Below are 12,463 nucleotides of genomic sequence, written 5' to 3'. Positions count from 1 at the left end.
ACAATAAATCGATCGCACATTGGTTGCAATAAAGTATGATTTATTTGCAGAGCATATTTTATGCATCCGCTCATTAATTCTTATAATTTAGTGGGACAAATATGGTATTATTTTCTTTTCAACGAAAGCTTGTATCCCTATATGAAAAGAAAAAGCTTCCTATGCTTCTTATTTGTGAGCATGCAGGTGATTGCTGCGCCTCATTTTGCTCCTGGTGAACCAACACCTGCTCGTCATTATGAAATTAATGGCCCTGCTTTGTGTGCCACAGCTAAAGAAACCCTGGCCTATTTAAATAAAGGCAACAATTATGATCCACATGTCATTCATGCAGGGAAAGTGTTGCAAATACCACTTGCACGGGTTAAAGCAACATTAATATTTATTTGCCAACATCAAAACGAACTGAATGATCCGGCCTTTGTTAAAAAACATTTTGATTTTGTACGTTGGTATCCGGATATGGAACAGGCTAAATTACTTAAGTCGAGTAAATCGTTGGTAGCTCATTTACCCAAAGATGAGATTTTAATGACTAAATATTACGTGCATCGTGCTCAAGTATCAAGCAAGCCAACGCCAGCACATCCATTCGCACTTTATGCTTTACCACCAGATGAAGTATCTTTGACCCTGGAAGAAGCAAATGCAAAACCTGAATTGATTCGTTTTCAATATGGAAAACAAGCAATATTAAAAGGGGCACTCACTCAGAAAAAAATTCCGGCTTTAGCTTATTTGAGTCGAGATGACTTAGAAGCAGCTTTAATGCAAGGCACTGTGGTTGCAGATTTTGGTGATTCTTCGCATCAGGTAAAAATCTTTAATGTCCATCGTTGCAATAATATTCCTTACAATAAAGCGCAAAACCCATATCAGCAAGAGCGCTATTGGTATTTTAAACCTGTGAATGGCATCAAAGGTTATGGAAAGGATGCTGATCATAAAATCACGGTAAACCCAGAGGTTACTTTTGCGGCCGATCTTGAACAGTTTGGTTTGGGTAAGTTGCTCATGGTGCAGTATCCCAATCAGCAGGGAAAAATAGTGACACGTGCAGGCATTTTCGCTGATACTGGAGGTGCATTTGCCAATAATCTTTATCAAGTGGATTTTTTGGCAGGAACTTATGCAGGTAAAGATGCATTTTATCGCGCAACACGTAATTTACCCAATTATGTGACTGCCTACTTCATGGTATTAAAAAAATAAAATGAAATTACTTTTATTCTGTTTCTTTTTTATAAGTGCTCAGGTGCATGCGTTTTCGTGCTATACACCCCAGAAAATTCATCAAGCACCGATTCAATTTAATGAGGAACGGATTGCCTTAACTCGTCAATATCAATTAATTCATTATGGAATTGATTCAAAATCAATTGAAATTGAACCGAGAATGATTGTATTGCACTGGACTTGTATCCCCACTTTTAAGGCAACTTTTCGCGTATTTAATTCACCCACTTTCCCAAAGAACTCACCGCGCATTAAAGAATTGCCTGGGAATTTAAATGTGTCGAGTCATTTTTTGGTTGACCGCGATGGAAGTATTTATCAACTGATGCCCGAAAAATGGATGGCGAGACATGTTATAGGCTTAAATCATTATGCAATTGGTATTGAAAACGTTGGGGGTATTAATGGGAAAGATGATTTAACGGATGCCCAGGTGAGAGCGAATGCGTTTTTAGTGTGTTATTTAAAAAGGAAATATCCCCAGATTGAATATGTGATTGGGCATAATGATTATTTAAACTTTAAAAATACTTCTTTGTGGCTTGAACGAGATCCAACTTATCAAACTGATAAAGAAGATCCTGGACCGTTTTTTCTGCAAAGAGTAATGAGTTTGGTCGATGACAATAAAAAAGGAAATAACAACGGTAATTAAATATAGGCTAGTGGTTGATCCTAAAATCTTAATGAACATGGAGTGAATATGTCTGATCAGTTATTCGATGTGCTTATAGTGGGTGCTGGGCCGGTTGGTTTATTTTGCGCCAATGAGTTAACTCGTCAAGGATTAAGTTGTCGAATAATTGATAAAAAGGCACAGCTTAGTGATAAATCCAAGGCACTAGCTCTTCATATTCGAACACTTGATCTTCTGAGTGATTGTGGCTTTCTTAGTGAAATTTTCGATAAAGGGCTCAAGGTTGACGGCGTTCTATTTAAATCTAAAGGCAAAGAGCTCATTGACGCAACTTTTGCTAATCTTGATGCCGATCACCACTTCCTTATTGATCTTCCCCAAGATAAAACAGAGCGAATTTTTTATAAAGGATTAATTGATAAGGGACTTAATGTTGAGTGGCAGACCGAGCTTACTGCAATAGAGGAAACATCAAACCATATCGTGTCGACTTTAAAACGTGCCAACGGACAAAGCGAAACGATTCAATCAAGCTGGGTCATCGCTTGCGATGGGTCACACAGCACGTTAAGAAAGCTTGTTCATGCTGAATTCATCGGTGCTTCTATTCCACAAACTTGGTGGCTTGCTGATTTAATGATTGATTGGGAATTACCCGAAAATAAATTAATTCTTTATGTGAGTGACAAAGGTCCTCTGGCTTGTTTCCCAATGGGCGAGAAACGCTATCGCGTTGTTATGACTGCGCCAGAAAAAATAATGCATGAAGCACCTTCTATGGAGGATATAGATAAAGCTTTTAAAGTACGATGCTCTGATAAAGCAATTTTATCTAATCCACTGTGGATTAGTTCATTTGGAATTGATCACAAACAAATCCAAAAATATCGTTATGGGCGGGTGTTTTTTGCGGGGGATGCTGCTCATGTCCATAGTCCAATGGGGGGACAAGGATTGAATACAGGGTTGCAAGACATTTATAACTTGTCTTGGAAATTGGCTCTAGTTCATAAAGGATTCGCCAAAGATTATTTGTTGGATAGTTATCATAGTGAACGCCATCCTATTGCTGCTACCGTATTAAAAAAGACAGGACTAATGACTTATATGATTATGATAAAAAATCCGATGCTTATTTATTTACGTAATTTTATCATGCATATAGCTACTTCTTTTGATTTTATTAAAAACGCAATACTTTATGATCTTGCTGAATTATCAGTAAGTTACTCCAATAGCCCCATAGTAAAAGCTTTAGGTAAAAAAACGAACTTCAAAGTAGGGGAGTTTCTTAATAATTTCTCTCTAATTGATGCTAAAACTAAAGAAAAAAATGAGCTGCATCAAATCACTCAAGGAACAATGCATCATTTATTGTTATTTACTGGAATGACTGGAAATCAACTCACTTTTTTGATTGAAATCGCTAAAGTATTCGAACAACGATTTGATGGATTGATCAAAGCGCATATTATAGTTTCCCAATCTGAAACACTCGTTTCTTCTGATGATATATCCCTGTTTATTGATGACAATCAAAAAATGCACCGCCATTTTTCAATCAATCAAAGTATTGCGGTATTGATAAGGCCAGATAAATATTTGGGGTTAACTCAAGAGCCTGTAGATAAGGATGAATTATTGCACTATATGGAAAACAGTTATTTCAAATGAGATTAAAAAATAATAATGAATAATGGATTAATACTTTATGAAAATAAAATTATTAACGCAATTTGTAGATGCCTCTAAGCTAAAAAGTAGCTTACAGTGGATTTTTTTTGGTGTAGTTTATTCACTGAATGGCTTTGCAGCTCATAATAGTGATCTGGAACTTTCGCAAAGAATTGATGCTATTGAAAAAAATTCACGCACTGTAATGGGAATTACTGCTATTCATATCGAGAAAAATAAAGTGATTTCTCACAACAGTAATCAACGTTTTTTTATGGCGAGCACCGTTAAGTTACCGATAGCATTAGCTTTTTTGCACCGTGTCGATGAAAATAAAGATTCTTTAGATCGTGTTATTAAAATGGACACAAAAAATTCTGTACCAGGTTCTGGCTCTTTGCATCATTTGTTTGAAAAGAAAAAACTGAACATGTCTTTGAAACAAGTGCTCATTCACATGATGAGAAACAGTGATAACAGTGCAAGTGATACTATATTGAAAGTAACGAATGGGCCCAAATATGTTGCAAGTCGCATGAGCGCACTGGGCTTTAAAAATATTTTTGTAAACCGTTCCATATTGGAAATGTTTTTGGATACCAATCATGTGAATCATTCCTATTTAAAAAAACCACAACCGGTGTTTTCATGGCAAAAAATATTTAATCAAGTTCCCTTGAAAGAAAAAAAATTAGCTTGGCAACGTTTCCAAAATGATACACGTGATACGACTACATCTGATGATATGGCGAAATTGCTCGTAAAACTATACAAAAAGCAAGCTCTTTCGGAATCAAATACTAAATTACTGATTGATATTATGGAAAAATGTCGAACAGGAAGAAGTAGAATTAAAGGATTACTGCCTCCGCATGTAAAAGTAGCACATAAAACAGGAACTTGGTCTATCTATGAACAAGATTATTTAAGATATCCAGGCTCTAAGAATCTTTATCGTTTTGTGAGTGATGTTGGAATTATTACATTACCTAATAATAAAGGGCATATCGCGCTTGCTGTTTATGTTAAATCTCAATCAGCCAGTGATTATCCAAGAAGTCGGGCGATAGCATTGGCGAGCAGGGCTATTTACGATCACTTTATGAAGAATGCATAATCTTGTTTGCATAAATCTGATTAAAAATGATTGTTCGCATTCTATGATTTAGCTCCGATCTTTTATACCTAACTTTATGGGATTTGTATACAAGACTTCAAAAAGTACAGGCTCTATTGATGATCGCTACTCCATGTAGCGATTGAGGTGTGATATCAAGCTGTGCAAAGGTTTCACTAGACTTAGACTGTTTGATTTCGGTACATAAGAGAACAGTATGAATTGTCAACAAATTCTGGCAATGCTTATTTATTTCGTATACCCTTGCAAAAAATATCTTTAATAACAAGGAGAGTTTTAATGCAACGTTGTTGGGCTTTAATTCTTAGCGGGTTTCTCAGTCTTATGAGTTTTAGTTTGTATGCTCAGTTACCCTGCAATTATCAGAACTTGTCTTCTGAAGAGAAAAGGGATTTATTATGGAATGAAATTGTTACGAGTCATGAAGAAGATCCATTGCCGCAACTTACAGGGAATAGTTTCAATGAAGTACTGGCAAAACTTAAAGGCCTATTTAATTTAAAACCTACTTTTGATCATACAGGCGATGAGTTGCCTGAGGGACGAGTAAAAATCATTCATGCCAATGGTTCAGTAGGGAAAATCGCTTTTATTGCCGCCGCAGGTCATCCATTCACTGGAATTTATCAAACTGGAGGCATTGGTATAGCACGTCTTTCTCTAGCCACACCTCCTGCGGATGATAACTATATCCCTGGCATGGCGATTAAAATCTTAGTCTCGAATCATCCTTCACTCAATTTACAGGTGATGAATTTGCTTGAAGGACAACAAGGAAATTGGAATTATTTTGCTAAAGATTTTTCAAATCACATCCCGCATCCAACAAGCTGGACCTTGTCGGCTATTGAGAAAATATTTGAATGGACTCGTGATCCTGCAAATAATCTTCCTTTATGGCATTTGGCTGCTTGGACAAGTGAGGGGAGAATAGATAGTATTCCAGTATTCCCGGAACGCATTTATTTCAGGCCTACAGGCGTGGTCAAAGATTTGATTCCTGAAAATTCACGCGAAGATTTCAGAACTTCTTTTTTACAAGTGCCTATGGGACCAATTTATGAAGTATTTGGAGAATACCAAGGAACAGAATATCATGTAGGAACATTAATGCTGGAAAGCCAGTTATTAGCGTCAAACTATGGTGATAAGCACCTATTTTTTCAGCACCAACGATAAAATAATTTATTTGAATTAAGGAATTAATTTCTTAAAGTTAATTCCTTAACTTTTGCCCGAAAATAAAATGTGACATTGATTTTTAACAAGCTATTTTAGGATGCCAATTGTCAACACACCTTAGGAACGCATCGTTTATAAAGTGCATGAGGCACTCCCTTTTTAGTCAAAGACTTTATAGATATTCCTTAAGAAGAGAAATATTTTGTCTCTGAATAGTTCAAAACTCGTAATTTCATCATTAAATGTCATATAATAAATCATCATGATTTGTTTTTCGTAAATATGAAATTATAAAGGACGAATTGGATGAACGATCTAATCAAAGCGTTACCCAAAGTTGAGCTTCATATTCATATAGAAGGCACACTTGAACCGGATTTAATGTTTCAATTAGCAGAGCGTAATAAAATTGCAATTCCTTATAAAAATCCTGAGGAGCTGCAAACAGCATATCAATTTACCGATCTGCAATCTTTTTTGAATCTTTATTATGCAGGCACCCATGTTTTACGGACAGAAGAGGATTTTTATGATTTAACCTGGGCCTACATGAACAAGATACACCAACAAAACGTACGCCATACGGAGTTATTTTTTGACCCGCAAAGTCATACTTCCCGCGGAATTGACATGGCAACGGTGATTCATGGTATCGCTCAAGCACTTGAAGATGCAAAAAGAAAGTTAGACATCAGCTCCGAAATGATTTTATGCTTTTTAAGAGATTTGCCTGTAGATGATGCATTACAAACTTTAGACAATGCATTGAACTATAAAAGTCATTTTATTGCAGTTGGTTTGGATTCAGCGGAACGAAATCACCCCCCGCGAGATTTTGTATCAGTGTTTACTAAAGCAAGAGAGCATGGCTTATTGACCGTGGCCCATGCAGGCGAGGAAGGACCTGCGGAGTATATTACTGAAGCGTTGGATCTCCTGAAAGTATCTCGTATCGATCATGGGGTACGATGTTTAGACGATATGGAGCTCATAGCCCGTTTACAAAAAGAGCAAATACCTTTAACTGTTTGTCCATTATCTAACCTGAAGCTTTGCGTTTTTGATGACATGCGAAAACATCCCCTTAAAAAAATGTTAGATATGGGATTAGCAGTGACAATAAACTCCGATGACCCTGCATATTTCTCTGGTTATATTGAAGAAAACTATTATGCTGTAGCCGAGAGTTTGCAATTAACGGAACGTGAATTATTTCAATTAGCTAAGAACAGTATTCAAGCAAGTTTTTGTTCCGTGCAGCGTAAACAACAATTATTATCAGAACTCGATGCAGTAATTACAAAGTTTAAGCGTAAGCAAAGCCCATAAAGACCTTTATCTTTTCAATTAGAGTCTAATCGGTTATCTTCCATTAGAATAAATTTAATAATATGATTTTATTCATTTTTATTCATCATATTGGAGAAGTAGATGGAAGGATCGCAAGAATTACTAATCAAGCATTACCGTACTATTAAAAAAAATTTGGGGGTTGCTCTAGGTGGGCTTGTTTTTGCTAGTGTATCTTATGCAAACACACATTGCCCAGATTTAAATATAGAAGCATTTTGTCACAATGGCACATGGCAAATAGCGATTGCTCCTAACGACCCATACTGGGAATTAATGGGAGACAGTGTTAACGGACGTCAATGTGCTCGCAATGAACAAGCCAATGATGTTCGATGGAATTATGCTTTTTCTTCCGCACGAATGGGAATCGTTGGGTGTAATTACAAATTGTTTAGTAATATGTTCAATCAAATCGGCCTCATCCAAATCAAGTCAACACAATACATTCGAACAGGAAACAATTGGGAAAAAGGGAGTTATCCGGGTAATTGGACTTGTCATGAATCACAAAAAACATGCCTATTTCGTTAGCTCATGTTGTGGCTTACGCTTTAGTTATGTAAGTATTTAAGTTAAGGACGGAACTCGTCAAAGTAAGTAAACCAGTTTTCTTTCTAATCGAGAAATAATTATGAAATTGAAAGCGAATAAAACAGGTTTGCGTCTACCTCGTTCGGATTCTGTTTCATTCTTGTAAAAATGAATAAAACAGAGTCCAAACTTGACGGGTACAGCAAACCTGACTTAGTTCCGCTATATTATTTGGCTTGTTAAGCTTGCTTGCGGAGTTTCTTCGTAACTAGTATCGCTTATGCTGCTACTCATCGTAGAGTTTTGTTCTGTTATTGAGCTTGTCAACGTTGAAGATACTTCGGCTTTGCTAATCGCTTCCTTTAAAGTCGTATTTTCAAATTGGGCAAGCTTTTCTTGTACTGTTACGGGCAAACTATCGCGATCTTTAACTGTTTCTAATTGAGAGGAAAGAGCTTTAAGTTCAGTTAATTTTCCTTTAACCGAGATTTCCCCCGCAGCAATAACGGCTATAGAATTTGCTACTTTAATAAGCAAGTCACTGTGCTTCGAATTCTCCAGTACCTCAAGATCAGTGGACCATACCATTATGTTGTTTCTGGTAAAGAATTCTGGACGAATTTTATCCACTAATGCACTGATATTTTGGTATGCTTCTTGAGGAATAATCTTCTCTTCTTTTAATTGATCCAATAACTTTTGATTCTCCATTTTGAAGAAATTTGGAATCTCTTGAGATAAGAGGGTGTCTTTATTCAAACCACTGTTAAAATCAAGATAATGAAGATGGATATAACTTGCCACCTTGGTCGCTTCTTGAGAAGACAGAGTTTTGAAAAAATTAATCGCTGAATCTGCATAACAATAAGCAGGCAAATCCTTGACTATTGCTCTAACTTCTTCATTTTCTATTTGTGCTAGTTGCTTATCAATTTCCCTGGAAATTTCACTCTGTATTTTATCGGATTCAAAATTAAGTTTGGAATCACACAATACTTGTAACTCAGTACGAAAAGAACGAATTTTCATTTGCAGGCCACTCTTCATCCAATTTCTTTCTCCTGAGATTTCCCTGTCAATGCGATCTAACACACTGATCGATTTGAGTATTTTATCCAACACGTCTTCTTTGGATATTTCATTATTGGAAAGAAGTTTTTTTATCTCAGTAGAGATTTTTAGTAAATCTTCACACTGTTGTTTTCGCGCAGTATTTTGTTTGAACCATTTAAGGAATCTATGGCCTCCGCCTTCACCCTGTCTGTTGTTGTAATTTGTGACTGTATCGTCCAATCCTTTTGCAATTTTACCTAACTCGATATCGACAAGTGATTTTTTCGAATGTTTTTCCCAAGTTATGACAAGCCTGTTTTCTTTAGCGACATTCTCAGGAGAAAGTAATCGGGTAAGATAGTTTTTCTCGGGCTGAAGGATATTTTCTGAGGCTTTTATTTGCTTTTCAATCATAGGCCAATGCTTGCTAAAGGCAATGACGTTTTGTGAATCTAATGAAAGCATTGAGTAATTGGGTACATTAGAAGGCGATTTTGCAATTAAGAAGTCTACTAATTTTTCTGGTTCTTTATCCAATACTTGTAAAACATCTAATTTGAATTTCTCAATAAAATTATGTCCATTAACAACAATATTATTTTTATGAGCTAATTTAGCAGACGGAGATTCTAGCTGGAGTGCTTTTGAATAATTTTCAAATTCTTTAGGTAAGGGACATTCCTCATTCGTCTGTTGCACAAAGAAATCTAAAAAATGGCAACTTATTCTTCTTAAATGTGAATATACATTGTCTGATTTGCTTTGATCCAATAGAAAAAATTCATCAAAATGCGGCGAAGATTTTATTTCGTTATAGTCCAAAACAAATTTATCAAGTATTCTTTTTTGATGTTCTTCTGTTAAGGGCTCGCTTAAACCAAGAGCATCCTTATTTTCATTGATGTATTTAAATAAAATAGGTTCTACGGCATCACTTTTACCAAGGGCATCTATTATAAGTTCGGAAACTTTTGCAGCATGGGGATCAGAGTCAAAGAACGCACCAAAATTCTGATCAGATAATCCATGTGATTTACAATAAATATTAATCTGTCCCAATAAGAACTGAGTTTTTATACTCATGTAGCCTATGAATCTCTCTTTTTCTAGTTCGGCTCTTGCCTCGCCATTGTCTTTGCCATCCTTTTTAATTTGATCGTAGTCTGGATCAGGTTTTTCAAAGAAAGTGTTGGCTTTGGTTTCTAGATTGTCCCATTGTTCAGGTTCAGTGATGTTATCAACAAGCGATTCAACCCATTCTTTTAATTGTGTCTCTTCATCTGCAAGTAAAACGCCACCAACGAATGCTAAATTGATATTTGCTGCCTCGCCATTAATACCTCTTTTAGCGTTTACAGTGATATCTATTTTAATTTCAAGTAGCTCTTTTTCTACAAGCTGTTTTAATTTATTAAAATTTACTTCATTGTCTAATACTTTAAAATTTTGAGCATCTTCCACCTGGGCTAAAACTTTTTCTACGAGTTGTTCTCGGGGGGTTTTTGTATTAACTAACTTATTAGTTGCTTTTATTTTTTCTAAACTTTGAGTTCGAAATTGATGTCCAAAGCCTTCAGTAATGCGTTTAAAACCACCTAGATGTCTTTCATATTTGGATTGGTTTCTTTTTAAACTAAATAGGGGTTTATCAAAACGTGTAAACGAGTCAGGATCATCTGGAGATAAACGAACTGCAAAAGCATTTTTCGAGTTGTCAACTACCTTACAGACCCCAACAGGGAGTTCTGGAGCAAATTTTTTATTCAGCCCTGCTATTTTGCCATCGGTGTCATATTTTTGTTTTATTGTTTCAACTAATTTGATGTATTCTTCGATTTGGACAAGGCGATGTTTTTTCTCATTCTGAAGGTCTTTATAGGCTAATGGCGATAGTTCCTTTTGCATCTCAATAGCCAAAATATCTTCTTCGAGTTGTTTTTTATAATCTGTAAGCTCTTCTATAGCTGATTTTCTTTGTATCCCCTCTTCAAAGAAACCATGAAAAAAACATCTTAATTCAAGCCCTGTTTCGCATGTATTATCAGTTCCAACACCATCTCCTCCAACAATGGGCATCATTAAATGCACTTTGTTTTGGCTGTCAACATATACATAGTTACAAGAATCTGGTTCTTTAAATTTTAAGTGTTTTGGCATGTTAGTCGCTCACAATCAACGGTTTTATCGCTAATAGTATAACTTTCATATATTAAGTTGATATTAAGAAACACGTAATGATTTAAAAAAGTCTTTCTTGGCTAAAAATTAAGATAGCCTTCAGTAAAAATAAATGTTATTTATATAAATTGAAATTATTTTCATTTATATGGTTTTTTTTTTCAAAAAATAATAAATGTATTTTCATATTGAATAATAATTGCTCTTATTGTAAGATATTGAAGATTCTGCTTAGATATAAGGATGCCTAAATGCCCATAACCCTTGATCCCGAAGTACTGCAAGTAGCTGAATATGTTTATGAAAACCTGTTGTCGCAACCTTATACTGAAGTAGGTCCAGAATGGGAGTTCAATTATAAGAATCCTACAGCCACTAGAGCGCTTGGCGATGGACATAATTTACAACGTTCCATTCAAGTAGACGGTAAGACACTCCATCGACCTATTCATGGACTTGCGCATACGATGCGTACACTGATGTACAGTCAATTAATGTATGAATCTGCACAAAGACAGCTTGAGCCGCATATTTGTCACGATGGGCGCACTATTGCGGATCTAACACCTTTAGATCTTAAAAAGCTGAATATTGCACAATTGTTTTTTGTAGCCGGTCGTGCAAGTGAAGCATCCTATGGAGATGCTTATCATCGTTATCATCGTTATGGTGCGAAACATTTTGAATCATACGCTCGCTATCATTTGACTCATTTATTTTCTGAGAAGGAAATTGAATTATATGCTCGTTGCATTGAGGATCGTGAAGGAGATTATTTTGATTCTACGGCTGAGGGTTACCTCATTCATCTCTCTCATATGATTGATTTAATGCGCTGCAAAAGCCCTGTTGAGGTATTTATAGGCCACTCACAAGGCAGTCGGGGAATTGTGCCTACACTGATTGATTTGTTTGGGCACGATGATGGTTTGGATATTCTTCATTTTGCAAGAGGGCTGTTTGCTGCTACAGGTGAAGGAGTTCCTTATATCGACTCTACAGAATGGCCTCATTTGGGCATTGAGAAAAGTCGAGTTGAAAGAGCACAAAAGCTTATTGGCTTTCTTCAAGTAGATGGTCAAGAGGGCGATGCCAAGAAAACGGGGCAGGCTGGATTTTCAGTAGAAGGATGTTATGAGGCGTTAAGAACTGTGGATACTCCTAATTGGTATCAACAGAAAGCGATAAAGGATAATAAAGATCAAGAAAGCTTTGACGTAAAAGAGATGGACGATGAAGTTGTTATTAATCTTCCACCGCAACAGGATACTCTAGTTGAAAAAGTGCAAGAAATTACAGCAACTAAAGAAAAGTCGTCTAAAGGGAATGATGATTGTTTGACACGATTTTTGAAACAATTATTTTGGTCTGCTCCAACAACCAAAACTGATATTGAGAAGCAAATTGTTTCTGATTATACAAATACTCTTTAAGCAGGTTGAAGCGGAGGACGCCTTTATCTTCTAGATCATTAAGGATGT

9 protein-coding genes are annotated in these 12,463 nt (G+C 36.0%); 8 read left to right on the top strand and 1 reads right to left on the bottom strand.

Annotation, left to right across the window (positions count from 1 at the left end; genetic code table 11):
* Window positions 1-141 precede the first annotated feature (141 nt).
* The 7 genes from EL220_RS15795 to EL220_RS15765 all read left to right on the top strand — a co-directional run bounded on the left by EL220_RS15795 (window position 142) and on the right by EL220_RS15765 (window position 7,751).
* Window positions 142-1,212, top strand: coding sequence for a hypothetical protein (locus EL220_RS15795; RefSeq protein ID WP_027271348.1), 1,071 nt, complete (start codon window positions 142-144; stop codon window positions 1,210-1,212).
* Window position 1,213: 1 nt separating this feature from the next.
* Complete coding sequence (locus tag EL220_RS15790; RefSeq protein WP_027271347.1) at window positions 1,214-1,891, top strand: N-acetylmuramoyl-L-alanine amidase; 678 nt, start codon at window positions 1,214-1,216, stop codon at window positions 1,889-1,891.
* A gap of 48 nt (window positions 1,892-1,939) precedes the next feature.
* Window positions 1,940-3,547 carry an FAD-dependent monooxygenase gene (locus EL220_RS15785; RefSeq protein WP_027271346.1) on the top strand — a complete coding sequence of 536 codons (1,608 nt, stop codon included), beginning with the start codon at window positions 1,940-1,942 and terminating at the stop codon, window positions 3,545-3,547.
* 37 nt (window positions 3,548-3,584) lie between these two features.
* A complete protein-coding gene (bla, locus tag EL220_RS15780; RefSeq protein WP_027271345.1) occupies window positions 3,585-4,664 on the top strand; it encodes a class A beta-lactamase in 1,080 nt (359 codons plus the stop codon).
* Window positions 4,665-4,964: 300 nt separating this feature from the next.
* A complete protein-coding gene (locus EL220_RS15775) occupies window positions 4,965-5,864 on the top strand; it encodes a hypothetical protein (protein WP_027271344.1) in 900 nt (299 codons plus the stop codon).
* A gap of 309 nt (window positions 5,865-6,173) precedes the next feature.
* On the top strand, window positions 6,174-7,196 hold the full coding sequence (locus tag EL220_RS15770; RefSeq protein WP_027271343.1) for an adenosine deaminase: 1,023 nt from the start codon (window positions 6,174-6,176) through the stop codon (window positions 7,194-7,196).
* A 102-nt stretch (window positions 7,197-7,298) separates the two neighbouring features.
* Complete coding sequence (locus EL220_RS15765) at window positions 7,299-7,751, top strand: hypothetical protein (RefSeq protein ID WP_027271342.1); 453 nt, start codon at window positions 7,299-7,301, stop codon at window positions 7,749-7,751.
* Window positions 7,752-7,973: 222 nt separating this feature from the next.
* Here the strand turns inward: EL220_RS15765 and EL220_RS15760 are convergent, their stop codons facing one another.
* Complete coding sequence (locus EL220_RS15760; RefSeq protein WP_051544739.1) at window positions 7,974-10,961, bottom strand: hypothetical protein; 2,988 nt, start codon at window positions 10,959-10,961, stop codon at window positions 7,974-7,976.
* 272 nt (window positions 10,962-11,233) lie between these two features.
* Here EL220_RS15760 and EL220_RS15755 point away from each other — a divergent pair, with 272 nt between their 5' ends.
* Window positions 11,234-12,415 (top strand): SidE phosphodiesterase domain-containing protein, encoded by a 1,182-nt coding sequence (locus EL220_RS15755; RefSeq protein WP_027271341.1) that lies wholly within the window; start codon window positions 11,234-11,236, stop codon window positions 12,413-12,415.
* Window positions 12,416-12,463: the final 48 nt, after the last annotated feature.

Source organism: Legionella sainthelensi (genome assembly GCF_900637685.1).
GTDB lineage: Bacteria > Pseudomonadota > Gammaproteobacteria > Legionellales > Legionellaceae > Legionella > Legionella sainthelensi.
Note: the sequence above shows the minus strand (reverse complement) of the source record. Positions and strands in the feature narration are given on the sequence as shown.